A 25,692-nucleotide genomic window follows, 5' to 3' on the forward strand; every position below is an offset into this window, starting at 1 on the left:
TTAAAAGAAACTGCACCTCACCTTCATTTTATTGATCCTTTAAAATTGAGTTTATATGTCCCAAGAACTAAGTCCCAAAAAACTAAGTAAAGACATTAGCAGTTTATTTGATGCTTATGAAGTTAGCGATCCTAAGTATAAAGAGCTGTCTGAGAAAGAGCGTTATTATAAAACTAAACAAAAATGGCAAGCACTAAAAAGCTCGTCAAGCCAGACTAATGCAGCGGATGAAAATAACGACGACCTAAAAAAAGTCCAAACCATTATTGATAATGTAAAAGGTTCTTAGCGATGAAGCGCATTGTGATTACGGGCATTCGAGGTGGTGTTGGGGCAACAACCGTTGCTGCTAATTTAACTATGGCATTTCATTCGATTGATCAACAAGCCCACGCGATTGATGCGAATCCAGCGAATTTGATGCGGTTACATTTTTGTATGGAACCAAGTAATACTGACGGCTGGATAGTGCGTAAGCTCGATGGAGAAACCTGGCAGCAAGCGGGTTATCAAAATAGTCGACAAATTGCATTCGTGCCTTTTGGTCAGGTGAGTGATGATCAATATCAATTAGCGCTTGCCGATTTACAGCAACATCCTAGAACTTTGGTGGAAAGTTTTACTTTGCCAAATGCTTCTATGAAAGTGAAAGAGAATTGGCAAATCATATTATTGCCAGAAGTATCGTCTTTGGATTCCTTTCATTTTCCATTGTTAGAAGAGGCGGATTTGGTGGTTTGCGTCACTCGAACCGACATTCAAAGCTACCTTTCTTTACAACAAGGTCGTCATTACCAAAATCTGCTGAAAATGTGCCAACCTAGGTTATTAATTAATGGTTTTCAGCCTGCTAGTCCTATCAGCCGAGATATGCAGCTTGTTATGCAGAATGAATACGAACGTACGCTTATTCCAGTGTTGATGCATGATGATACCGCAATCGCAGAATCGGTAGCGAATTTAGCGTCTGTACTGGAAGGTGCACCCTACAGTCAGGCAGCTCAAGATTATCACTCGCTTGCTTTTTGGTGTTTGTCGCATTTAAATCAAGCTCAATCGGTAAGCTCTAATGTTTAGCTGGTTATCCTTATTTTTCCAGCCTTATCTGTTCCGGCAGTTTCGCGAACAACTTAATTTTTATGCAGGAGAGTACCCTGCATCTAAATTTGGTAAGCTTATTCTTTCCCTTTGGTTTGTCTTTTCTTTTATTGTTTTTAAACCGAGTGTTTTTGGCGTTAAGAGTTGGAAAATACCGTATTTCTTATTCCCTAATATTGATTTAGCGCGACCTGGCTTTTTGGATCCCATTCGCTTTCTAATCCAAGCGGTGTGGGTGGTTTTGGTGCAACAAAATCGATCCGATAAAAAGCCAATTTCAGTGTTAGCTATAATTGTGTGGCTGCTGTCTAAAATTAAAGATGTGTTCTACTTACCACTGAATCTGTTTATGAAGTGGACGCATTGGTTAGAGAAAAAGGCCGAAGACATGGCTTATGCTACGTCGGTAAAAGTGAATCATGGCGCCTCTATTAAAGGCAAAATGGGCTTTACCGTTAATGTGGTGTTAGTTGCGTTCACTGTTGCTTTGGCTGTTTTTTGTTTTACCGTTCCATTTAGCTTAATGGCTCAAGCATTTTTCATTGCAGTGCTTTGGGCAATGTCCATGATGTTCAGAAAAATTGTGGGTCGTTTTGCTACCATGTTGATGATCGTTTTATCGGTTACGGTCTCTTGCCGTTATCTATGGTGGCGAATGACCTCAACGTTGAATTATGACGATCCTCTCGCCTTATTTTTAGGTGTAATTTTGTTAATTGCTGAGAGTTATTCTTGGTTGGTTTTGATGCTAGGCTATTTCCAAAACATTTGGCCGTTAAATCGTAAACCTGTGGCAATGCCAGACAATGAAGAAGAATGGCCAACCATTGATTTAATGATCCCAACTTATAATGAAGATTTAGATGTCGTTCGCGCTACGGTTTATGCTGCGCTTGGGGTCGATTGGCCGAGTGATAAAATTAATATCTTTATTTTAGATGATGGTAAGCGCGATAGCTTTCGTGATTTTGCCAAAGAGGCTGGCGTCGGTTATATCCGCAGGCCACTGAATAATCACGCGAAGGCAGGTAATATAAACTATGCCTTGAAGCAAACTTCTGGTGAGTTTGTTGCTATCTTCGATTGTGACCATATTCCAACTCGTGCTTTTTTCCAGATCAGTATGGGCTGGTTCATTAAAGATCCGAAATTGGCGATGATTCAAACTCCGCACCATTTCTTTTCTCCTGATCCATTTGAGAGAAACTTATCAAACTTTAGGGATGTGCCAAACGAAGGTAATTTGTTCTATGGCTTGATCCAAGATGGTAATGACTTGTGGGACAGTACTTTTTTCTGTGGTTCTTGTGCGGTTATTCGCCGAGAACCATTAGAAGCGGTGGGGGGTATTGCGGTTGAAACGGTGACCGAAGATGCACACACGTCATTGCGTATGCATCGTTTAGGCTACCGTTCAGCTTATCTTCGTAAACCGTTATCAGCCGGCTTAGCGACGGAAACTTTATCTGCTCATATCGGTCAGCGTATTCGTTGGGCGAGGGGGATGGCGCAAATATTTAGGGTTGATAACCCATTTACCGGCAAAGGACTAAAGTGGCAACAACGGTTATGTTATGCCAATGCCATGTTGCACTTTTTGTCGGGAATTCCGCGCATTATTTATTTGCTTGCTCCTTTAGCATTCCTACTTCTGCACACCTATATTATTTTTGCTCCTGCACTGGCGATCATTTTATACGTATTACCTCACATGGTGCATTCGAGTATGACTAACTCGCGTATGCAAGGTAGTTACCGTCATTCCTTCTGGGGTGAAGTATATGAAACAGTACTATCTTGGTACATCGCAAGACCAACGACGGTGGCGTTATTTGCACCTCATAAAGGTACGTTTAATGTGACGGCAAAGGGCGGGTTAATTGAAGAAGAGCACTATGATTGGGGGATCTCGACACCTTATCTTGCTCTGGTCTTCTTAAACGTATTAGGCGTTGCATTTGGTGTTTACCGTTTATTTTATGGGCCAAGTGACGAAATTGGCAGTGTTGTGGTCAACCTGTTTTGGGTGTTTTATAACTTGTTGATTTTAGGTGGTGCGGTTGCGGTAGCGGAAGAAGCTAAGCAAGTACGTAAAAATCACCGAGTCAGTGTCAGTATCCCGATGAGCCTAAGGTTGAAATCGGGGCATATGATTTGCTGTGAGATGAAAGATTTCTCATTGGGCGGTGTTCGTGTTGAGCTTCCTGAATCAGCCAATATTGAATTTGGTCATCAATTAGGTGTGGTATTGCAACGAGGAGGGCAGTCGTATGTCTTCCCGATGCAGGTCGTCTATAGTCAAGATAAAGTCATTGGTTTGAAATTAATGGATTTAGATACTCAACAACAAATTGATTATGTTCAATGTACCTTTGCCCGAGCCGATACTTGGGCGCAATGGCAAAGTGATTACAAAACCGATAAACCATTATTAAGTATGTACCGAGTCTTGCAAATCGGTGCAGAAGGGTACCGTCGAATTTTATTTAATGGGCCAATTTATATTCGTGCGTTTAGCAAAGCGGTAGCCGAAGTTTGGCGCGTGATTTATTCATTAAAACCACAAAATGCACAATTAAAGAGCGAATAATATGTGGATGAACAATAAAGTTAAAATGCTTGCCTATGCGGTAAGTTTAGGGTGTGGCAGCGTTATATTTTCAAGCAGTGTGTTGGCGGCGGATCCATCCGCACCTTCACCAGATGCTCCTGCCACGACACTCGCTTCTGCTAAGGCGACTATGCCAACTGCAACGACTTCTGCGGCAACGAGCAGTGCGCCAATGGGCGATCAAACTGCTGCGGATCAGGCTGGGTCTGATCAAGCTGAGATGGCAACCCCTAAGATTTCCCCTGAAGTGCAAGAAAGAACCTTAAAGTTCAATCAACTTGGTTACCCAAGCTCGATTCGCATGCAAGGCAGTGAAAGCCAAGTTTATGTTGGATTTGGCTCACGGTTAGATGAAATCATCTCACAAGCGACACTATCGTTCGATTTTATTCCATCTCCGGCTTTGTTGTCGGTCGTTTCGCACATGAAAGTGTATTTCAATAATGAATTGATGGGCGTGGTGTCGATCACCGATGGTACGCAAGGAAAACGTGTAAAAGCGGTCATTCCTTTAGACCCACGTTTATTTAGCAATTATAACCAAATGCGTTTTGAGCTGATTGGTAATGCAAGTGAAACGTGTGGTAATCCCAATGATGCGAGTATTTGGGCAGAGATAAGCCAAGAAAGTAAAGTCACGCTGAAAGTTCAAAAAACACAGCTGAATAATGATTTGAGTTTACTACCGGCTCCATTTTTTGATGATCGTGATACCAATCCTTTAAATCTACCTATTGTGATGGGGAAAAACGTCGATCTGAATGAAGTGAAGGCGGCGGGTATTGCCTCGTCATACTTTGGCTCGTTAGCACAATGGCGTACCACGAGCTTTCCTGTGATCCGAGATAAAGCACCGGATTCAAATGCGATTGTATTCGTGACCAATGATAATAAGCCTGAATTCTTAAAAGACTATCCCGATGCAGATGGCCCTTATTTGCAAGTGATCTCTCACCCAACGAAGCCTTATGTGAAGTTATTGGTTATAAGTGGACGTGACAGCAAAGATCTCACCCAAGCGGTGAAAGGTTTAGCATTTGGTCAACATTTATTAACAGGCCCTATTGCTAAAATTACCCGCATGGCACAAATTGAGCCACGCAAACCTTATGATGCACCGAATTGGATCAGTACCTCTCGTCCAGTTGCATTATCCGAAATGGTGAAAGATCAAAGTAGCTTACAAGTCGAAGGGCAAACTCCACCGCCAATGTCGGTCAGTTTCCGATTACCACCGGACTTGTTTACTTGGCAAAGCCGCGGTATCCCGTTTGATCTGTCATACCGTTATTCACCACCGCAAACGGATACTTCTGGTTCACGTATGAGCTTGAGTATTAATAACCAATTTGTTCAAGCGTTTAACTTAAACACGAAAGGTGAATCTAATCACTCGACGCGTTTACGTGTCCCTCTACTGGATGATGGGGTATTAGGAGACGGTGATAAAGTTCGTATTCCTGCATTTAAAGTTGGCAGTCGTAATGATTTAAAATTTGAATTTGGTTTTTCTTCTTCCGTTGCGGGCTCATCGGTTTGTCAAACGACACAACCCAGTAAGCAATACGCGACGATAGATGGTAACTCTAAAATCGATTTTTCTGGCTTCCCGCATTACATTGAAATGCCCAATATGCGCGCGTTTGCCAATTCTGGTTTCCCATTCACACGAATGGCGGATTTATCAGAAACGGTTGCCGTATTACCGGCTAAACCAACTCGCGGTGAAATTGAAACCTTCGTCGATATGATGGGTAAATTTGGGGCAGATACTGGTTATCCGGCAATGAATGTTGAAGTTTCAAGTGATTGGTCGAAAGCTAAGTTGGCAAATAAAGATATTTTAGCCATTGGAGTCATGCCTGATCTAAAAGATGTTTCAAAAGATCATACCCCGAATATGTTACTTAAAGATGGTCTTCGTTATAGCCAACTGCCAAGTAAAAATGAAAAGCAACAAGGTAAGAACTGGGTTAATCCTTCTACGGATGCGCCACAACCTGCTGATCTGGTGGAAGTGGCTGCGACCGGTAATTTTGCAGCCATAACGAGTCACCAATCACCATTTAATCCACATCGCACGGTAGTGAATATACTGGGTGATTCGCCGCAATCTTTAGGCTTGGTCAATAAAGCCTTGAATGATTCTGGCAAAGTAGATGCCATGTTTGGTTCGGTGGTGAGTATTCGAGACAACAGTGTGGCGAGCTTTAATGTCGGTGATCATTATTATGTGGGTAGCTTACCTATTTGGCAGTTGATCATGTATCACTTCTCACAACATCCAGAATTGATGGCATTAGCGTCACTTTTCTTAGTGGTACTTGTGACGATTGCGCTATGGCGTATCTTACGCCGCATTGCGAGCCGTCGTATTGAAATTAAGGAAGAAGACTAATGAAATACTCAAGCGTTTTATTAGCTAGCTTGTTGCTCGCCCCAATAGCGGTACAAGCAGAATCTGAGAGCCAAGATAAATCAGTGTCACAAGCTGCTTCTTCACAACAAGCTCAACTTGTATCTCAAAGCTCAAAACAAGCGCGTATGGTCGCTTCTGCCAAGCAATGCCAATGGCCGATGTGGCAAAGCTTTAAGAAGAATTATGTTCAAAATGGCCGCGTGATTGATAGCAGTGACCCACGTAGTATTACTACGTCGGAAGGGCAATCTTATGGTTTGTTCTTTGCATTGATTGCCAATGATCAGAAAGCGTTTGAGCAAATGTTGAATTGGACAGAGAAAAACTTGTCGGGTGGCGATCTTACTGCTCGCTTGCCTGCTTGGTTATGGGGTACTTTGCCTTCTGATGAGCAAGGGGTGTTGGATACCAATACTGCTTCTGATTCTGATTTGTGGATTGCTTATAGCTTGGTAGAAGCAGGGCGGTTATGGAATAACTATTATTATCAAACGCTTGGTCATTCTTTAGCTGCACGTATTTTAAAGGAAGAAACTGCGCATGTGGATAATTATGGAACGGTATTACTGCCGGGACGTACCGGTTTTGTACTCGGTGACAACCATGTTCGCTTAAACCCAAGTTATGTTCCGTTACAGTTGCTAGTTCGTATGCAAGATTTGTATCCGGACTACCAATGGAAAGATCTCATTACAAGCAGCAACAAATTGTTATTGGAAAGCATGCCAGAGGGCTTTAGTCCTGACTGGGTTGAAATGACACCAATGGGTATTCAAACCGATGATGCCACGCAAGGCGTTGGTAGCTATAACGCAATCCGAACTTATTTATGGGTAGGGATGTTGCCAGAAAACAGCCCATATAAGAAAGCATTAATCTCAACAATGCAGCCATTAGTGGATGTGTTAAAGAAAACAAATGCCATGCCAGAAACATTCGATACGATTGCGGGGAGTTACAAAGGCAATGCGGGAGTTGGACTTACCGCTGCAGTGATCCCTTTGCTCCAAGCTTCAGGTCAAACTGAATTAGCACAACAATTTGCCAGTAGAACCAAAGACAATTTATCGAGCATTGAAAAAGGCAGTTATTACCAGAGCGTTTTAACATTATTTGCTCAAGGTTGGCACAATGGTCGTTATCAGTTTGATGCGACAGGAAAAGTGACACCGGATTGGGTTGCTTCATGTCAAAAATAGTCAACATGTTCAAAAAACCGACAGGCAGCTTGATGTTGCCTGTTCGTGAGTTATTCCCCATCCGTTCGATACTTGCCACGAGTATTGCTCTATCTTGCATGGGGCATGTTGAAAATGTGCAGGCGTTAGATTCGATGCCCGCTTCAGTTATTACGTACCAAACTTTTCAGTTTTCAACCGATTTGTCAGCAGTGAACTCTAAAGAGTGGCTCGTCAATCAATTGGTTTATGCGCAATTATTGCACCGTGCGGATATCACGGATGCGACCTTACAGCGGTTATTTGCTATTTCGCCTAATAACTTACAAGGCTTGAAGTACCAAGCCTTGTATTTGTCTGCAAGTAAGCATATTGATAAAGCGCAAGAACTACTCAAAAAAATGCAATCTCAAGCACCGGACGCTCGGGAGACAAAACAGCTAGCGTCCTATTTATCAATATATTCGACCAATCGTAGCGATTATCAACAAGCCCAATTAATGTCGCGTTCTGGGCGGAATGTAGAAGCATTAAAAATCTACGACAAAATTTTCCCGGATGGAATGCCAACGCCATCGATGAAACTAGAATATTTATTATTAGAAGATAAAGATTCTGATAATTGGCAAAAAGTTCAAGACGGTTTGGTTCAGCTGAACAAAGATTACCCAGGAGTGCCTGACTTTCAATTAGCTTGGGCGACTCATACCCTGAATGATGATCCTTCGGATGCTGCTGGCCTAGAAATGGTTCAACAGTTGACCTTGAACCCTACAACCAGTGGTACCGCAGCACAGTTATGGCTATCGAGTTTAAATGATAATTACATTACCAAAGATGTCGTTAAACAATATGCCATTTTGTCTGGCTACATGCCGGGAAATCAAGAATTTGTGAATGCGTATGCGGATGCGAAAAAGCGCCTAATCAAAGAAACTGAATTACGTAAAGATCCAACTTATATGGCGAAGTTGGACGGCCTAGCTTTAGTGGATGCTGATCGCTATGTCGCTGCCGAACCAAAATTAGTGACCGCTTTATCCACTCGACCACATGATACTGAAATCTTAGGCGGCTTGGGTTTTGTGTACATGAAAACTGGCCGACAAACACTGGCAGTCGAATACTTTAAGAAAGCAAAACAATACGATCCAGATAAACGTTACACCGATAAATGGAATTCATTAATCGCAGCATCGGCTTATTGGGCAAACCTTGATGAAGGTGATCGCTTCATGAAAAAAGGGCAATATGCTCAAGCCAAAAAACAATACCAAGCTTCGGTTACTTTAAAACCAGAAAACCCTTATGCGTATAACTCGTTAGCAGAATTGGCCTTGGCTCAAAAACAGTATTCTCAAGCGGATAAGCATTACCTGATGGCGCTCAAACAAGAGCCATTAAATGAAACCGCATTACGTGGTCGTATGGATATTCGAGTTGAGCAAAAAGGCGATATGGCCGCTTATAAATTTGCTCAGGGTTATACGCCCGCACAGCGTAGGATCGTACAAGATAAAATCTCCGGATTATACAGCGCAGCATTGTTGGCGGATGTACACCAAGCGCTAGCCGTTGGTGATAACTATGTTGCAACCATTAAATTAAATGAGTTACTTAAAAACCCGCCAACTTCGCCATGGGATAGAGCCGATATTGCCGATGCGTTGCAAACAACCGGCGATCCGGTTCGTGCCAATCAATTGATGAAACAATGGTCGCAAAATAAAGATCCTGAGACTCAATTTGCCTATGCTTTGTATTTGTCTCGCCATGGGCAAACAGACCAAGCTATTAATGTATTACAAGGCATACCAGCAAAACAGCGCAGCCAATCAGTTCAAAATAATTTGGTGCGTTTAAAAGTCGATTTAGCGTTTGAACAATTATCTGCCTTAATGCAAACCGATCCTGATGCAGCTAAGGGCAAAATTGATCAAATGTTGGCAGAATATCAAGGCCAGCCGCAAGCGGAAGTTCGTCTTATAGAGATGGAGTATAAGCTTGGGTTTGAAGGTGATTCGCGTGAAGATGCGAGTAAATTGACGCCACAACCTACTTGGCCTTATCAAACGCAGTTGGATTATGGCAATTTGTTGTTTAGCCTGAAAAGCTACGATGAATTTGATCATTGGAAAAATAAATTAGGTGAGCCAAGCGGAACGGTAGATGAGGTCGCGGATTATCGCCAACAACGCGATATGCTGTTTGCTCAATATGCCATGTTCAATCAAGATTACGGCACAGCAGAAGGCTTATATCTACCAATTGCAACAGGCAATAGTGATGATGCTGTGACCGCTCAGTTCGCGCTAATTGAAGCTTACCGTGCGGATGGTAATAAGGCAGCCGCTCAAGAGATGACACAGCGCGCTTATCAAAATCGTCAGAACTTAAATGGTTATCAAACTTCAGAGTTATCAGGGTTATTGAATGAGCAAGGTCAAACCGAGCAAGCGTTAGAATTAAGTCGTCAGACTTTGACTAAAAGTGATGCTGGCGCGTCTGATCTGCGCACTAGCATGAATGTGGCAATGGATAATCATGATTATAAATTGGCAAAATCACTTGGCTATCGCGCTTTATTAAGCGATCAAATGGCGAATCAAGATCAAGCGGTATCTGAACCTCAACAAAAAGATTTGCGCCAGCTGTACGATGAAGCTGGAGATAATTGGTTAACGCGTGGCGTTAAGTCTGATATTGATACCATTAACAATCGAAATGATGGTTACATTGAGTTTGGTATTGATTACAGCGGACGCGATAACGAAAATACGGCGGTACAAATCCCAGTTGAAATCAGTATTCCGATGCCTGAATACGATGGGCATTTATTGATCCGTACCGATATGGTGTCCCTCGATTCTGGTGATCTTGCTTATTTTAATAAAGATACTGGTTCGGATAGCGATACCACTTTCAATTCTAAATCTAAAGGTGTTGAATTCGGCGTCGGTTGGCAAGCCAAAACTTGGTCGGCTGATATCGGCACAACGCCAATAGGATTTGATTCTCAAACTTGGGTTGGCGGATTGAATCTTTCTGGTGATTTAGGTGACTTTGGTTGGAAAAGCACCTTCTCCCGACGCTCTGAAACCAGCAGTACTCTGTCATTTGGTGGTATGGAAGTGCCAACGCTAACACCAAAAGATGGTGAAAATCGCTTGAAAGAGGATAGCACCCATGCCGGTGAGCACTGGGGTAATGTGATGAGTACTGGCGTGAAGCTGGGTGGCAGTTACGATGTTGGTGGGCCTGTCGGGTATTGGTCTAGCCTACAATATCATTTTATGGATGGTCAAAATGTTGAAGATAATACGCGTTTAGGTTTGCTAGGTGGTACGTATTGGAAAATTATCAGTGACACCGATAAGCATTTAAGTCTTGGCTTGAATGGAATGTATTTGCACTATGATAAAAACTTAAGTGAATACGCTTACGGCTATGGCGGTTATTATAGCCCACAACAATATTTTTCGTTGTCGCTGCCTGTGAACTGGTATCAACGCTTAGGCAATGATTTCTCATACATATTGAGAGGCTCCGTTTCGAACTCTTGGTCTCAAGAAGATCCGTTATATGGAGCAGCAGGTGAAAAAGAGAGTGGTGGTGGCTTTGGTTACTCGCTAGAGGCCGCGATGGAGAAACGTGTGAGTAAACGCTGGTATATTGGCTTAGCGGTTGATATTCAACGTTCGGACTTCTATGAACCTAATCATGGTTTATTGTATGCTCGTTATACTTTCACCGATCGTTGGCAGCCAGTTGAAATGCCAGTAAACCCACTGACGTTATACGCTGATTTTGATTAATTAAGGATGATTCATGCAACAAGAGGTGATGTATTTTTCGCAAGATAAGCGAGTGAGTTTAACTTGCTATATTCAGCCCAAGCATCATGAACTTCCGAATCAAAATGCTTTGCCAGCGGTGATTATTTTACCTGGTGGTGGTTACAGTATGCTATCGGAAAGGGAATCGGATCCGATAGCCTTTTCCTTTTTAGCCAAAGGGTATAACGTGTTTATTCTGCGCTATTCGATCCAAGAGTATGCGACGTTTCCTTTGCCAATGATTGATGCTTTTCAAGCTATTAAACATGTACGCCAACAGCATGAACACTATAATGTTCACCCAGATAAAATCGCGCTTTTAGGTTTTTCTGCGGGTGGGCATCTGGCGGCCAGTGTGGGAACATTGTGGAACAGAGAAGAGTTTCAAATATTAGCTAAAGTGCAAGGTGAAGAACATAAGCCTAATGCTTTAGTGTTGGCGTATCCAGTGATAACCACCGAATGGATGAAGCTTAACATTGAGCAGAATTTAAAGAAGATTCTAAGCGAAAAATTTGATGATGCAGAAATGATTAAAACCATTACCTGCAGTGAAAATGTGGGTTCTCATACACCACCAACTTTTCTATTTCATACCACTCAAGATAAATCAGTTCCGGCTTCTGATAGCCTTAAATTTGCTGCGGCATTAGACGCACAAGACGTGCCGTACGAGCTGCATATTTTCCAGAATGGTCCACATGGCATCTCACTTGCTAATGCATTAACGGATGATGGGACTGGGCTTAAAATTGAGAGGGAAGTTCAACCGTGGCTAAGTTTGTGCTCAGCTTGGCTCGATCGAACTTTTTCTCATAATCGTTAGCTTTTATTGCCGTGAACCTGCTTGTCTAAATCAGAGCTGTATATTACTGTTTTGTTTCGACCGGTTTGTTTTGCATGATACAAGGCGTGATCGGCATTAGAAATGGCATCACTAATTTTATCGGTGCCTGATTTTCCTTCGTAAACTCCAGCACTAATTGTGAAGCGAGTCGGGATGTGTGCTATTTCTGATACGCGATGACGGATCAATTCTGCAATTAAGAAGGCTTGTTGTTGGCTCATCTCTTTCAAAAGCAATACAAACTCTTCTCCACCATGACGAGAAGCAATCACACTCTCGGATTCAAATTTCTTCAGAACTTGTGCGGTTTCTAAAATAGCTTGATCACCAATTTGGTGTCCGTAGGTATCATTAATCGACTTAAATTTATCGATGTCAAAAATAATCACAGAGTACGTTAAGTTATCTTTGAGATCTTGATAGCGTGCATGTTCCATAAAGCAACGGCGATTATTCAGCCCAGTGAGAAAATCTTTCTGCTCAATCATGATCAAGCGACGATGACGAGAATTCAATACTAGAATTAATACGCCGATAACCAAAAGCAAGCTAATCACGGCCATTGATAGCCCACTCCACAACTGATCCGTCGGTTTCGTTAACTCATGTTGGGAAATACCTGAGGCAATAATCCAATCAAGATATGGGTAATACTTATAGGCAACGGTTTTCATGACCGTTTTACCATTCACTGTTAGAGGATAAGTGAAAGTTCCTTCCGGCTTTGCCTTAGCTTGAGCCATAAAGGTATCAGTGCTATCGCCAATCAGAGTTCGAATTGATTTCCCCTCATTGGTTGGGTGAAGAATTAATTTCCCGTGGCTGTCAACAACGTAGATATAACCCGTTTTACCAAAGTTATAACGTGTTAGTTTTTGCTTGAGTCGATTTTTATCAATAATGTCGATCATTTCATCTTTATAAACTGAAATATTGATCACAGCACCTGAATCGAGCTTCATTGAATAGGCAACCTTTAAACGGGGTTCTTTTTCGCCCGGGTTTTGCCATTTATACTCGAGAAATGTTTGTTCGTGGCTGAGCTGCTGGCGAATAAAGCTGTGCTCAGAAAGATCATTACCATGTAAATAAGGGTGGGAGAGTAGATTGCCGGAGCTGTCTAAAATGGTGATGTAGCCACTTTTACCAACGCGTGTGACCTTTACGAATTGATCTAAAAAACGTTCTACATTGGATTGATTTAGTTTCATTTGATCGCTGATTTCAATCATTTCTTTGATAGAAAACGCAATGCCGCGAAGGTAATTTTTTAGGGATTCATTAACAGTGGTATCGATGATGTCATAACTGGCTTCGACGGTTTTGGTAAAAATTGCATCGGTGGTTTCCGTGAGGCGTTTTTCTACATTGTAGAACTGACTGATGGTATAGCCGATTGTACTTGCGATCACGATGGCAATGAGTATTGACGTTAGGATCGAAAATGGCTTTTGATTCATGATGAGAAGAATCCAATGCTAATGAATATGTGAGAAATATGGCGCGCATCATATCATGTTTATTTGCACTTATTGATTGAAGGACCATAAAGTACATAAAAGGAATGGTTAATGAACTTATGAATCTTAAATAATTAAGACTCATTTCAATATAAATAAAGAGTATAGTCTTAATCCGTTGAACGTGTTGAATTTGTTGAAAAATTCAGTTGGTCATCTGGGTTTACGATGTGTAAATGAACGTCGCGTTGTGGGAATGGAATATTGATGCCTTCTGCGTCAAATCGCATTTTCACTTCGCGAGTGCAATCACGTTTTACATCCATATAATCGTCGGTTCTTACCCATGGCCTTACGATAAAGTTCACTGAAGAGTCACCAAGTGTATCTAGTTTGATCATTGGTGCAGGTGCTTTTAATACGCGCCTATCTTCCGATAAAATTTGCTCAAAAATAGCTTCAGCTTTAGGGATGGAATCTTTATAACTAATCCCAAAGACCATATCGACACGACGAACTTTTTCATAAGTACGGTTGATGATGACTTCTGTCCAAATTTTAGAGTTTGGCACTAGTAATACTTCATTGTCAAAAGTTCGAATGGTGGTGTTCACTAGGCTTACATGGCTCACGGTACCTTCGACACTGCCCGCATTCACCCAGTCGCCCTCATCGAATGGGCGATAGATCAATAGCATCATGCCCGATGCAAAATTAGATAGCGTATCTTGTAAGGCAAAACCAATAATAATACCTGCCACACCTAAGCCTGCGATGACCGGGGTTAAATCTAACCCGATTTGTGCCAATGCGATTAATAATGCAATGCAGAAAATGATTTTTACCGACATGGATAAAATAAATTGCTGCATTAAATTACTGAGTTTTAAGTGTGGTGCTTTGACGGCTTTTTTCAATAAGGCTTGTACCGTTTTAGATACAACTCGTGCGATACCCATGATCAAAACAAACATAAATAGGTTAAACAGCATATTTGGGCTGTTGGTTATAAACCATTTTTTGAGTTGTTCTCCCCAACCTACAGCAGAAGATTGAATGACTTTCCAACTTAATAAATCATGAGTGATGTCACCGGTTGCGACAAAAAGTTGGTGTTTAAGTGCTACGACATCCAAATCCAGTTCTTCAGCGGTATCAACCATGATCGACAGTGATTTACTGTAATTATCAATATTGCGTTGCAGGTAACTCAGTTCAACATCAAAAGCAGCTTTCTGATCGGCAGGTAAAGTTTCGACTTGCGCTTGCAATGCACTTTTACGATTCAATGAATAGTTGAGGGATGCTGCGGTAAATTGCGCCAACTGTTTAAGTGTCGTTTTTAATTGATCAATATTTGCTGTTTGGTCTTCACCTAGCTTGTCTAACCATTGGTAGTTTTGGTATTGGTCATCATACAATTTTGCTTGAGCAATGCGCATTTCATTGAGTGGAATCTGCAATAAGATATGTTGATCTTTTGCACTATTATCAATGTTATCTTGAATTTGATCGATGCGTTTTTCAACATAGCTTAGATAAATATTATCGGATTTAACTTGAGTATGGACTTGCTGAATTAAGAACTCATTATCATGGTCTTTATCGTCCATTGCATTGGCAATCGTATTTCTTAATCTATTGTTATTATTGTAAATTTCTAATTGAACGATAGATAAACGATCGCCTTTTAACACTTTGGTTTGCTCGGTTAATGCTTCAATGTGTTGCGTCAATTCAGTCAGTGTCTTTTGGGAAGCACTCTCAGTGTCTGCAGCCCATGTAGGCAATGATAAAGAGAGGAGTAATAGCAAAAATGTCGGTAAGTAAGGTCGCATAATCATCTTAAAGTAAGCCTAAACCAAGTGAGTATTATTACTTACTGTAGAGTAAACGCAACCTTGTTTATCAATACCGATAGCATTCAGACTCTCCCTACATTGAGCGGTGTTCTTTATTGACTTCCATAGGGATTTTTCTTCAGAGGAGATTAAATTCAATTTCTTTGTTTTAACGACAAAATTTTCTCATTGGACTCAAGGTTTTATTTATAAGTTAATGCGCGTGAATTAGCGCATTGCTATGACATTGAAATGGCCTAGAGCGCTGATTTACTTATTTATTTTATTCACTAACGAATAGCGAGATACCGATGTGGAAAATTCTTTGAACTTAGAGCAAATCCGAGCTAACTACAACGTACGTCACTGGAGCCAAGGCTTCTATGGCATTAATGATGCCGGTGAAATGACCGTTTCTCCGCGTGCTGGAGAAGAACATCTTCAAGTACCATTAAGTACGATAGTGAAGCAGATTGAAGCGCAAAATTTAACCTTGCCAGCCTTAGTTCGTTTTCCACAGATTTTGCACCAACGTGTACATAATGTATGTGATGCGTTTAACCAAGCGATTGCAGAATACAATTACACCAACCGCTACCTATTGGTTTACCCAATTAAAGTAAACCAACAAAAAGAAGTGGTGGATGAAATTCTAGCAAGCCAAAAAGAGCTTGAGCAAAAGCAACTGGGTTTGGAAGCAGGCAGTAAGCCTGAACTTCTCGCAGTATTGGCATTGGCGCAACAAGCAAGTTCGGTGATTGTGTGTAATGGTTACAAAGACCGTGAATACATTCGTCTTGCGTTAATTGGTGAAAAACTCGGCCACAAAGTTTTTATCGTATTAGAAAAATTGTCTGAGTTGGATTTAGTGCTATCTGAAGCTAAATCGCTTGGCATTACACCTCGCATGGGCTTGCGTATTCGTCTGGCTTCTCAAGGCGCAGGTAAATGGCAATCGAGCGGTGGTGAAAAATCGAAATTTGGTTTGTCAGCCAACCAAGTGTTAACCGTGATTAACCGTTTAAAAGCGGAAGACCAATTGGAAACGCTACAACTGGTGCATTTTCACTTAGGTTCACAAATGGCCAACATTCGTGATGTGCGTAATGGTGTGAGTGAAGCGGCACGTTTTTACTGTGAATTACGCGACATCGGCGCGCAATTAGATTACATGGATGTCGGTGGTGGCTTGGCGGTGGATTACGATGGTACTCGTAGTCAATCACACAGCTCAATGAACTACGGTTTGGCAGAATACGCACGTAATATTGTATCGACGATTGGTGACATTTGTCAGTTATACAACCAGCCAGAACCGACGATTATTTCAGAATCTGGTCGTTCATTAACCGCGCATCATGCGGTATTGATCACCAACGTCATTGGCACAGAAAGCTACAAGCCAGAAGTGATTGTGGCACCAGAAGAAGATGCGCCAACGCTACTGCATAACATGTGGCGTAACTGGGAAATTTTATCGCAAGGTACTGATGACCGTGCATTGATTGAGATTTATAACGACACCCAAAGTGATTTAGCAGAAGCGCATAATCAATTTGCGACAGGTGTGATTAACTTGCATCACCGCGCTTGGGCAGAGCAAGTGTGCTTACGTATTTGCCATGAATTGAGCTTGCAGTTGAACAATAAGAACCGTTTCCATCGTCCAATTATGGATGAGTTGAACGAACGTTTAGCGGATAAATTTTTCGTGAACTTCTCATTGTTCCAATCGCTACCGGATGCATGGGGTATTGATCAGGTATTCCCTGTGATGCCATTAACCAACTTGAACCAAGTTGAACAAACGCGCGCCGTGATGCTTGATATTACTTGTGATTCGGATGGTGTGATCGATCAATATGTGGATGGACAAGGCATTGAAACCACCTTGCCAGTGCCACGCTGGGACAAAGATACCCCATACTTAATGGGCTTTTTCTTAGTCGGTGCATACCAAGAGATTTTAGGCGACATGCACAATCTATTTGGTGATAGCCATTCGGTTGTGGTGAACGTGAATGATAAAGGTGAGTCAGAAATCGTGTCGATTAACGAAGGTGACACGGTAGAAGACATGCTGCGTTATGTACACATTGATGTGGATGATATTCGCCGTAATTACCGCGAATTAGTATCAAGCCGTGTAGAGGCGTCAGAGCAAGACGGTATTTTGTCTGAGCTTGAGCAAGGTCTGTCTGGTTACACTTATTTAGAAGACATCTAATATCCTTCGTACTTTGGCTATTAACTAAGGAGGTGGAAGATGATGAATCTACGCCTCCTAATATTGTGTAGAGAAAGGATTAGTAATGAACAAATTTGATGATCTGTTCAACAAACCAGATTATTCATTGTATTCAAACTCAATGAGCTTTGTGCGTCGTCCTATGGTGCAAAATCCAGTAGAAGCGGACGCTGATGTTGTGGTATTGGGTGTGCCGTTTGATATGGCAACATCGGGCCGCTCTGGCGCACGTATGGGCCCAGATGCTATCCGTCGAGCCTCGGTGAATTTGGCATGGGAGAGTAAGAAGTTTCCTTGGAACTTTAACTTGTTCAAGCATACCAATGTGGTCGATGCGGGCGATTTGGTTTTCGATTGTGGTGATGCTGAAGACTTAACACAGCGTTTGGAAGCGGCAGCGACAGAAATTATTACCAGCGGTAAAACATTGCTCAGTTTGGGGGGTGATCATTTCATCACCTTGCCTTTGCTGCGTGCTCATGCCAAACAGTATGGTGAAATGGCATTGATTCATTTTGATGCTCATACCGATACTTACAGCAACGGCAGTCGATACGATCACGGCACCATGTTTTATCATGCGCCGAAAGAAGGGCTGATTTCTCGTGACCATTCAGTGCAAATTGGTATTCGTACTGAATATAAACAAGACGGGCATGGTTTTAATGTTATCAATGCGATGGAAGCGAATGATTTATCGGCGGCTGAAATTGTTGAAAAGGTGAAAAAAATCGTTGGTGATAAGCCGGTGTATTTAACTTTTGATATCGATTGCCTCGATCCTGCGTTTGCCCCGGGAACGGGTACCCCTGTGTGCGGCGGTATGACATCGGATAAAATTTTAAAGATCCTTCGCAACTTGCAAGGCATTAACCTTGTGGGGATGGATGTGGTTGAAGTATCACCTGCGTATGACCAAAGCGACATTACCGCTTTGGCCGGCGCTACCATTGCGCTGGATTTGTTGTATCTTTGGACACAACAGCGCTTAGAAAAATAATCGACCAGACGACGCAATGACTATGAAACGCACAACCTTAATCCGTTGTGCGTTTTTTATTATAAAAATCACGGTTAAGCGTTTGCTTTCATCTTCGCAGATATCTACACTTTGCCTGTATTTTTCCAGACAATAAAAACAATATTATGAAATTAGAAACCGTTGATTACCTTGCTGCAGATGCTGCCGAGCAATTCGTTAAATCATTACGCGAAACGGGCTTTGGCGTATTAAAAAATCACCCCATTCCAAAAGAATTAGTCGAATCCATTTATGAGAATTGGCAGCAATTCTTTTTATCTGAACAAAAACACGATTTTCACTTTAATGTAGAAACCCAAGATGGCTACTTTCCGCCTTCGGTATCCGAAACGGCAAAAGGCCACAGCGTAAAAGACATTAAAGAATACTTTCATGTTTACCCTTGGGGACAGATCCCAGAGCAATTAAAAGCGCAGATTTTAGATTACTACCAACGCGCTGATGCTTTTGCTCAAGAGTTATTAAGCTGGGTAGAGCAACACGCCCCACAAGAAGTGCAAGCCAAGTTCTCAATTGCCTTGTCTGAGATGATCAAAGACAGCGAAAAAACCTTGTTGCGTATTCTTCACTACCCACCAATGACGGGTAACGAAGAGCCAGGTGCGATCCGCGCTGCTGCCCATGAAGACATCAATTTATTGACGATTCTTCCTGCAGCCAATGAGCCGGGCTTACAAGTGAAAACATTGGAAGGTGATTGGTTAGATGTGCCTTGTGATTTTGGCAATCTCATCATCAATATTGGTGACATGTTGCAAGAGGCTTCTGGCGGATATTTCCCATCCACGACGCACCGTGTGATTAACCCAACGGGTGAACGCCAAGAAAAATCACGTATTTCATTACCACTCTTTTTGCATGCTAAGCCGGATGTGGTGTTATCAGAACGCTATACTGCGCACAGCTATCTGATGGAACGTTTACGTGAGTTAGGCGTGATCTAGAATCTCCACCGACAGCATTATGATTAATCTTCAATTTGATAATCGCGAAAATTACACCGCACATATTGTTTTATTGGCAATGGATGAAATGACGGCAGTGACTCGTGGTGAAAATCGAGGACGTGCGTTGCACCATGATTTTGTCGCACTGACTAAAGATCAAAAATCTGGCAGTGGTCAATGGGAGTTTGAATTTTCACAATGGCCAGATAATACCGATGCAGTGGCGGTGTGGTTAACAAAAGAAGGGGAGTTTGAGCCAGTCTAAACGGTCGCGGGAGTTATTCGTCGCTTATAGTGAATATTTTCTTTGGTAGCGCTTTGCCATGCTGGTGTTACCAAGTAAACCGCCTTGGTGAATATACAACAAAGTTTGGTTTGAATGGCTTTCACGCCATTGAGCTAAATATGGCGCTAAGCATTGCCACATATAAGGGTCATACAACAAATCAAATTCGACTTGAGTTTGTTGGGTAAGTGATTGCCACATTTGATAATCCGCAGCATACAGTTTTCCAAATTGATGCTTGGATTTCTCTAAACTGGTAAGGATGTGTGGATGTTCTGCTTCACCTAAGCTTTCAAATTGCTTAATTAAGTAGTCTTTTCCACCCACACAAGCGCAGGTTAATACATGGATATTGTGCAGAGCTAAGTGCTTGTGTAAATAAAGCGCCGTAGTGCCAGTACCAGAAGGTAGCGCAACGGTAAGAGCCTTAATATTTTCTTCTTGAACCCAACATAATATTTCTTCAGCAAGTTGCTTGATCCCAAACTCTGCAATCGGGCTGCGCCCACCTTCTGGCACAAATATACATTGTTCATTGGGCTTGCGAATGCGTTCAATATAATCGTGGGGAGAAAGCTCCGTCTCTAACTGACTGATATCAATAATTTGCGCGCCTAATTCTAGGGCTGCTTGATAATTTCCGATCGGGTTTTGCTTTAGCCAATTTGGAATGTGCGAAACATAAAACTCCAGCGTCCAGCTTTTAAGTTTAGCCAGTGCCGCTAGGCTGTATAACGAATTGGCTTGCGGGGAACCATAGCCAATTAGAGTGGTGACATTAGGGGAATCCGTTTCAAGTAGAGCCATGAATTTTCGGGCTTTGTTACCAGAAAATTCAGGGTGGAGCAGGTCATCCCGTTTTAGATAAAAAGGATGACCGTTAAAGTTATGCTCTGTGATGGGGCTATCGGCTAATTTCACGAGGCCTTATATTAACGTGCTCGGCTGCCTGCGGGTTTGCCTTTTGGCTTACCTTTAAAGCCACTTGGTTTATTTTGAGTAGTAGCTTTACCTTGGCCAGCTGGTTTACGATTCGCACCGGCAGGTTTTTTGTTACCTGTCGACTGACCCGTGCCTTTCGATTTGCCATTACCCTGAGGACGTTCCCCCCCTAGACCCGGTTGACCTTTCGCACCTGTGTGTTTGGTCGCAAAGCGATTAGCGCCGTGGCGACCAGACTTACGACGTTGTGCAGGTGTTAAGTTATCGACGGCATCTTCAGCAGGAACTAAACAGTTCGGCTTATCACCAATTAAGTGTTTTTTGCCCATGTTAATCAAGGCTTCACGGATCATTGGCCAGTTAGCTGGATCATGATAACGAAGTAAACCCTTGTGTAAGCGGCGTTGACGTTCACCTTTTGGCACCGTGACATCTTCACGTTGTTTGTACTTAACACGTTTAAGTGGGTTGGTTTCTGAATAATACATCGAGGTTGCATTACACATTGGCGATGGGTAGAAGTTCTGCACCTGATCGCACTCGTAGTTATTACTCTTTAACCATAACGCTAAGTTCAGCATGTCTTCATCTTCTGTGCCAGGGTGAGCTGAGATAAAGTAAGGAATTAAGTATTGTTTTTTACCTGCTTCCGCACTGTATTTTTCAAACATTTGCTTGAAGGTATCATACGTGCCCATACCCGGTTTCATCATCTTATTTAATGGTGCATTTTCGGTATGTTCAGGTGCGATTTTTAAATAACCACCAACGTGGTGAGTCACTAACTCTTTCACGTACTCTGGAGATTGAATGGCAAGATCGTAACGAACTCCTGAAGCAATCATCACTTTCTTAATGCCTGGCACTTTACGTGCCGCACGGTAAAGATCGATGGTGTGCTGGTGGTCGGTATCTAACTTGTTGCAAATACCTGGGAAGACACAAGAAGGTCGACGACAGTTGGCTTCTGCTTTTGGATCAGAACAGCCTAAACGATACATGTTAGCTGTTGGGCCGCCAAGATCGGAAATTGTGCCAGTAAAGCCCGGTACTTTGTCGCGAATTTCTTCTAACTCGTTCAAAATGGATTCTTGAGAACGGTTTTGAATGATACGCCCTTCATGCTCGGTAATGGAACAGAAAGAACAGCCGCCAAAACAACCACGCATGATGTTGACCGACGTTTTGATCATGTCATACGCCGGAATTTTTGCTTTGCCATACATTGGGTGCGGTACACGCGCATAAGGCAGACCAAACACAAAATCCATTTCTTCGGTTGAAAGTGGAATAGGGGCTTGGTTCACCCAAAGTTCACGATCGCCATGTTTTTGTAGCAAAGCACGGCCAGAATATGGGTTGGTTTCTAAATGCATGATACGGCTAGCGTGCGCGTACAAAATACGGTCGTTTTTCAGTTTTTCAAAAGGCGGTAAACGAACGGCAGTATTTTTGGAATCGTGACGAGGCTTGCGATCAAGCTTAATCGGTTGAGGTTGGATCTCAATCACTTGTGCTTGTGCGTTTTGAGCGTCTTCAGCTTGTTGATCTTTTGATTGCGTGTCGCAGTTACTTTCTACTTCATAAGGGTTAATCGGTACAAACACCGCTTTACTTGGCTTTTCAATTCGTGAAGAGTCAATAATCGTATAACCTTCTGGTGCTGCTGGTAGATTCACCGCAGTACCACGAATGTTGGTCATTTCACTGATGGGCTCTTGGTTGGCAAGGCGATGCGCCACTTCAACCAAAGCACGCTCAGCGTTACCAAAAAGAAGAATATCGGCCTTGGCATCAAAGATAACCGAGCGACGAACTTTGTCTGACCAATAGTCATAATGCGCAATACGACGCAAGCTGGCTTCAATGCCGCCTAATACAATGGGTGTTTCTTTATACGCTTCACGGCAGCGCTGAGAATAAACAAGGACAGCACGGTCAGGGCGCTTACCACCTTCATTGTTTGGTGTGTAAGCATCATCATGGCGTAGTTTTTTATCCGAGGTATAGCGGTTGATCATGGAATCCATGTTACCGGCCGTAATACCCAAAAAATAAATTAGGTTTCCCCAGCGCCATGAAGTCGTTTTTATTTTCCCATTTTGGTTGAGCAAGAATGCCCACACGGAAACCTTGAGCTTCTAATAAACGCCCAATGATCGCCATACCAAAGCTTGGGTGATCAACATATGCATCACCGGTGACGATGATAATGTCACAGCTGTCCCATCCAAGGGCTTCCATTTCCTTACGGTTAGTCGGTAAGAAAGGAGCAGGGCCAAAACATTCAGCCCAATATTTTGGATATTGGTCGATAGGCGTTGGCTTTGATGAAAGTGGGATGTCGCTGTACATAAATTAACCTCTAATTTGGGATGCCAAAGTATACAGACTTCGAGCCAAATCGACTAGGATAAAAAGTAAAGTTTTTTTATAGCTATTCTCTTATTTTTCTAGGGTTCAAAGGCATGTACCTTGGTGACTTATCTGACTTTAGTATTGTTAGATTAGAAATGATGGATCTCTATCCACTTATCTTGTGGAGTAAGATAATAACTTAAGGGTTTAGCAGATTAACATCATCAATTAAGCAAGATTTTTATCTTCACTTTTGGTAGAGTTTGCGCCACTTTTTCTGTTCAATGAATGATACGGCCTCATGTTTTTCTATTTGCTTAATGTTATTCCACCAATGTTACTTGGTGCTCAATGTGTGTTATTGCTGATTTTACTGAAAGGCGATATTTGCCCAGGCCAACGGGGTCGAATTCATAAACAGTTGCCTATTATCGCAGCATTATGGTTGGCCATAAGCCCGCTTTTTTGGCCATTAGCATCCGTTGGGTTAATTATTTTAGCTTTCTTCTCGCAAGTTAAGGTAAGTAAAACCCGCGATTCAGGACCAATCTGGCTACTTCAAGTGGCTTTAGGTTTTGCTATTGCATTTAATGTATTGCATATTTTTGCATCAGAGCGCCCCCAAGGGTTATTTATTCTTGCTAGCACCATGTTTTTAGGAGCAGGGGCGAGCCATGTTTTATTGCTGCGTGCTCGAACCCGTTTGCAAGCCTTTCATCGCTTACTTCCAGTTGCTGGTATCGTAGCGGCAATGTTGGTGAGTTTGGCTATTTTGTGGCAAACCCAAATGTATAGCTTAAATTATCTGCACAGCATCATTTGGCATTTGGTGGGGTGTTTTGCCTTAATTCTTGCCGGTATTGTTGGATCAACGTGGCATATCTTTACCAATACAACGATCAGTAAACTGCAATTAAACAGTGGGTTTGTGATGAGTTTTGCGGCAGTGACCGGATTTGCCGCATTGTTGTATTAACCCTTCTTACTTTCCGCCTTACTGCAACTTCAATTATCTTGAGTATATTTGTTATTCTCTTTTTTATTCTTAAATCACAGAAATGAAGACAAATGGCATCTACGCTTAATGAGTACCAATCTTCGTTATTTCGGATCATTTAATTATTGGAATCATCATTTAAGCGGCAGATAAGAGGTTCATCATGGATTTAAGTAATGTAAAGAACTTAGACAATGCAATCTTGCTTGGCATTGTGAATGAAAAACTACGTTTAGAATGCGATAGTTTTGATGAGTTAGTCAGCATGTATGAAATGGATGTTGAAGCCTTAGTTGGTAAGTTGGATGTACTGGGATATCAGTACGATCCGTTGACCAATCAGTTTAAGGCAAGGTGAATAATAGGTACGAGATTCGAGTCCCTAGTTTCGAGTTCCTAGTTTCAAGGGAAATGCATTTCGGTTTTTAATCGACAGCAACACTGATTTCAACTGTGTTGCTGTGAGGATGTAACGCCATGTATTCAATAGAGGGACTCTTAATCTAGAAACTACCTTAAACCATCTTTATCCCATCTAAATGGCTTTGGCATTGCTGCTTGGCAGTGCTGAAGAAGGCTTGTAAATAACGCTTATCTTTTTCTGAATGTCTCGTCGCGGCAAATAATCGACGCCATAATCCTTCCCCTAATTGCTTACTGACAATCAAACCTTGTCGTGAAAATTCACTGATCGCCCAATTTGGCAGAGCTGCGACGCCTAAGCCTGCTGACACCATTTGTACCAACATTAATGTATTGTCGGCTTGCTTCCATTTAGCAGGTTCAACACCGGCGGGTTGTAAGAAATGCTTCACTACATCAAGACGTTGTTTTTGTACCGGATAAGAAAGCATAGTGAGTGAAGCTAAATCTTTGGGTTCAATAAATGCTTTGTCGGCTAATGGATGATTGGTGGCGATGATTAAGCGCATTTCAAAATCGAATAGGGACTCATAATGGACTTCAGAACGCGGTTGAATGTCGGAGGTAATAACCAAGTCGAGTTCACCTGCAACTAAGGCTGGCAAAGGCTCAAAACCAAAGCCTGATGAGAAGTCTAAGGTCACGCTTGGCCAAGCAATTTGGTATTCCTTGAGCGCGGGCATTAACCATTGAAAACAAGAATGGCATTCAATAGCCATGTGCAAACGGCCATTCACATCTTCTTTTAAACTGGCAATATCATTTTCTGCGCGAGCAATTTTCGGTAACACATCATCGGCCACCTTTAATAAAATTGCCCCTTCAGGTGTGAATTTGATTGGGCGGGTTTTACGTAAAAATAATTTCCCGCCCATGCGAGATTCTAAATCTTTAAGCTGATGGGAAAGGGCCGATTGAGTTAAATGTAAGGTCGTTGCGGTAGCGGTTAACGAGCCGGTGTCACGCAGTACTGATAATGTCCGTAAATGCTTTATTTCTATCATTACCCATCGATTCCTTTCTTTAGATTTCTTCATAAACTACGCCTGAAAGCAGCTTTTGTAAACGTCTAGATGTCTATTTGATACGTTTATAAAGCAATTTATTGAATAAAATTCATAATCACTGCGAATGAATAGAGTTTGTTCATGTGGATGGA

17 protein-coding genes and 1 pseudogene are annotated in these 25,692 nt (G+C 42.1%); 13 read left to right on the forward strand and 5 right to left on the reverse strand.

Annotated features, from left to right (window positions below):
• Positions 1 to 55: 55 nt before the first annotated feature.
• The 7 genes from A1QC_RS05080 to A1QC_RS05110 are packed head-to-tail and all read left to right on the forward strand — an operon-like array spanning position 56 to position 11,968.
• Positions 56 to 289, forward strand: coding sequence for a hypothetical protein (locus A1QC_RS05080; RefSeq protein WP_017023984.1), 234 nt, complete (start codon positions 56 to 58; stop codon positions 287 to 289).
• 2 nt (positions 290 to 291) lie between these two features.
• Complete coding sequence (bcsQ, locus tag A1QC_RS05085) at positions 292 to 1,077, forward strand: cellulose biosynthesis protein BcsQ (RefSeq protein WP_017023985.1); 786 nt, start codon at positions 292 to 294, stop codon at positions 1,075 to 1,077.
• A complete protein-coding gene (gene bcsA / locus A1QC_RS05090) occupies positions 1,070 to 3,688 on the forward strand; it encodes a UDP-forming cellulose synthase catalytic subunit (RefSeq protein WP_017023986.1) in 2,619 nt (872 codons plus the stop codon). The genes bcsQ and bcsA overlap by 8 nt, the downstream gene beginning before the upstream one ends.
• 1 nt (position 3,689) lies before the next feature.
• A complete protein-coding gene (gene bcsB, locus A1QC_RS05095) occupies positions 3,690 to 6,107 on the forward strand; it encodes a cellulose biosynthesis cyclic di-GMP-binding regulatory protein BcsB (RefSeq protein WP_017023987.1) in 2,418 nt (805 codons plus the stop codon).
• Positions 6,107 to 7,327 carry a cellulose synthase complex periplasmic endoglucanase BcsZ gene (gene bcsZ / locus A1QC_RS05100; RefSeq protein ID WP_017023988.1) on the forward strand — a complete coding sequence of 407 codons (1,221 nt, stop codon included), beginning with the start codon at positions 6,107 to 6,109 and terminating at the stop codon, positions 7,325 to 7,327. The genes bcsB and bcsZ overlap by 1 nt, the downstream gene beginning before the upstream one ends.
• On the forward strand, positions 7,315 to 11,121 hold the full coding sequence (locus A1QC_RS05105) for a cellulose synthase subunit BcsC-related outer membrane protein (RefSeq protein WP_017023989.1): 3,807 nt from the start codon (positions 7,315 to 7,317) through the stop codon (positions 11,119 to 11,121). The genes bcsZ and A1QC_RS05105 overlap by 13 nt, the downstream gene beginning before the upstream one ends.
• 13 nt (positions 11,122 to 11,134) lie before the next feature.
• Positions 11,135 to 11,968 (forward strand): alpha/beta hydrolase, encoded by an 834-nt coding sequence (locus A1QC_RS05110; protein ID WP_017023990.1) that lies wholly within the window; start codon positions 11,135 to 11,137, stop codon positions 11,966 to 11,968.
• On the opposite strand, the gene A1QC_RS05115 is transcribed toward A1QC_RS05110, so the two are convergent.
• A complete protein-coding gene (locus A1QC_RS05115) occupies positions 11,965 to 13,449 on the reverse strand; it encodes a diguanylate cyclase domain-containing protein (RefSeq protein WP_017023991.1) in 1,485 nt (494 codons plus the stop codon). The two genes, A1QC_RS05110 and A1QC_RS05115, sit on opposite strands and share 4 nt — an antisense overlap.
• Before the next feature lie 170 nt (positions 13,450 to 13,619).
• Positions 13,620 to 15,293 (reverse strand): mechanosensitive ion channel family protein, encoded by a 1,674-nt coding sequence (locus A1QC_RS05120; RefSeq protein ID WP_017023992.1) that lies wholly within the window; start codon positions 15,291 to 15,293, stop codon positions 13,620 to 13,622.
• 310 nt (positions 15,294 to 15,603) lie between these two features.
• Between A1QC_RS05120 and speA the strand changes: the two genes are divergently transcribed.
• The 4 genes from speA to A1QC_RS05140 all read left to right on the forward strand — a co-directional run bounded on the left by speA (position 15,604) and on the right by A1QC_RS05140 (position 19,792).
• Positions 15,604 to 17,517, forward strand: a complete 1,914-nt coding sequence (gene speA, locus A1QC_RS05125; RefSeq protein WP_026025684.1) for a biosynthetic arginine decarboxylase — start codon at positions 15,604 to 15,606, stop codon at positions 17,515 to 17,517.
• Positions 17,518 to 17,602: 85 nt separating this feature from the next.
• Positions 17,603 to 18,538 carry an agmatinase gene (gene speB, locus A1QC_RS05130; RefSeq protein ID WP_017023994.1) on the forward strand — a complete coding sequence of 312 codons (936 nt, stop codon included), beginning with the start codon at positions 17,603 to 17,605 and terminating at the stop codon, positions 18,536 to 18,538.
• Positions 18,539 to 18,684: 146 nt separating this feature from the next.
• Positions 18,685 to 19,524 carry an isopenicillin N synthase family dioxygenase gene (locus A1QC_RS05135; RefSeq protein WP_017023995.1) on the forward strand — a complete coding sequence of 280 codons (840 nt, stop codon included), beginning with the start codon at positions 18,685 to 18,687 and terminating at the stop codon, positions 19,522 to 19,524.
• Positions 19,525 to 19,543: 19 nt separating this feature from the next.
• A complete protein-coding gene (locus A1QC_RS05140) occupies positions 19,544 to 19,792 on the forward strand; it encodes a hypothetical protein (protein WP_017023996.1) in 249 nt (82 codons plus the stop codon).
• A 24-nt stretch (positions 19,793 to 19,816) separates the two neighbouring features.
• Here A1QC_RS05140 and A1QC_RS05145 read toward each other — a convergent pair whose 3' ends face one another.
• A complete protein-coding gene (locus A1QC_RS05145) occupies positions 19,817 to 20,734 on the reverse strand; it encodes a 1-aminocyclopropane-1-carboxylate deaminase/D-cysteine desulfhydrase (protein WP_017023997.1) in 918 nt (305 codons plus the stop codon).
• Between the two features lie 11 nt (positions 20,735 to 20,745).
• Positions 20,746 to 23,110: pseudogene (locus A1QC_RS05150) on the reverse strand (YgiQ family radical SAM protein).
• Between the two features lie 304 nt (positions 23,111 to 23,414).
• Here A1QC_RS05150 and A1QC_RS05155 point away from each other — a divergent pair.
• Both A1QC_RS05155 and A1QC_RS05160 read left to right on the forward strand, forming a co-directional pair.
• Complete coding sequence (locus tag A1QC_RS05155) at positions 23,415 to 24,089, forward strand: hypothetical protein (RefSeq protein WP_017024000.1); 675 nt, start codon at positions 23,415 to 23,417, stop codon at positions 24,087 to 24,089.
• Positions 24,090 to 24,273: 184 nt separating this feature from the next.
• Positions 24,274 to 24,468, forward strand: a complete 195-nt coding sequence (locus A1QC_RS05160; RefSeq protein ID WP_017024001.1) for a DUF4250 domain-containing protein — start codon at positions 24,274 to 24,276, stop codon at positions 24,466 to 24,468.
• Positions 24,469 to 24,625: 157 nt separating this feature from the next.
• Here the strand turns inward: A1QC_RS05160 and metR are convergent, their stop codons facing one another.
• Positions 24,626 to 25,537, reverse strand: coding sequence for an HTH-type transcriptional regulator MetR (gene metR, locus A1QC_RS05165; RefSeq protein ID WP_017024002.1), 912 nt, complete (start codon positions 25,535 to 25,537; stop codon positions 24,626 to 24,628).
• Positions 25,538 to 25,692: the final 155 nt, after the last annotated feature.

Source organism: Vibrio rumoiensis 1S-45 (genome assembly GCF_000286955.2).
Classification (GTDB): domain Bacteria; phylum Pseudomonadota; class Gammaproteobacteria; order Enterobacterales; family Vibrionaceae; genus Vibrio; species Vibrio rumoiensis_A.

Coding starts and splice junctions, on each gene's coding strand:
- bcsA (WP_017023986.1), top strand. CDS start 1,070: ATGTTTAGCTGGTTATCCTTATTTTTCCAGCCTTATCTGTTCCGGCAG.
- A1QC_RS05135 (WP_017023995.1), top strand. CDS start 18,685: ATGAAATTAGAAACCGTTGATTACCTTGCTGCAGATGCTGCCGAGCAA.
- speB (WP_017023994.1), top strand. CDS start 17,603: ATGAACAAATTTGATGATCTGTTCAACAAACCAGATTATTCATTGTAT.
- A1QC_RS05110 (WP_017023990.1), top strand. CDS start 11,135: ATGCAACAAGAGGTGATGTATTTTTCGCAAGATAAGCGAGTGAGTTTA.
- A1QC_RS05105 (WP_017023989.1), top strand. CDS start 7,315: ATGTCAAAAATAGTCAACATGTTCAAAAAACCGACAGGCAGCTTGATG.
- bcsB (WP_017023987.1), top strand. CDS start 3,690: ATGTGGATGAACAATAAAGTTAAAATGCTTGCCTATGCGGTAAGTTTA.
- A1QC_RS05140 (WP_017023996.1), top strand. CDS start 19,544: ATGATTAATCTTCAATTTGATAATCGCGAAAATTACACCGCACATATT.
- bcsZ (WP_017023988.1), top strand. CDS start 6,107: ATGAAATACTCAAGCGTTTTATTAGCTAGCTTGTTGCTCGCCCCAATA.
- A1QC_RS05080 (WP_017023984.1), top strand. CDS start 56: ATGTCCCAAGAACTAAGTCCCAAAAAACTAAGTAAAGACATTAGCAGT.
- A1QC_RS05160 (WP_017024001.1), top strand. CDS start 24,274: ATGGATTTAAGTAATGTAAAGAACTTAGACAATGCAATCTTGCTTGGC.
- A1QC_RS05115 (WP_017023991.1), bottom strand. CDS start 13,449: ATGAATCAAAAGCCATTTTCGATCCTAACGTCAATACTCATTGCCATC.
- bcsQ (WP_017023985.1), top strand. CDS start 292: ATGAAGCGCATTGTGATTACGGGCATTCGAGGTGGTGTTGGGGCAACA.
- A1QC_RS05120 (WP_017023992.1), bottom strand. CDS start 15,293: ATGATTATGCGACCTTACTTACCGACATTTTTGCTATTACTCCTCTCT.
- metR (WP_017024002.1), bottom strand. CDS start 25,537: ATGATAGAAATAAAGCATTTACGGACATTATCAGTACTGCGTGACACC.
- A1QC_RS05155 (WP_017024000.1), top strand. CDS start 23,415: ATGTTTTTCTATTTGCTTAATGTTATTCCACCAATGTTACTTGGTGCT.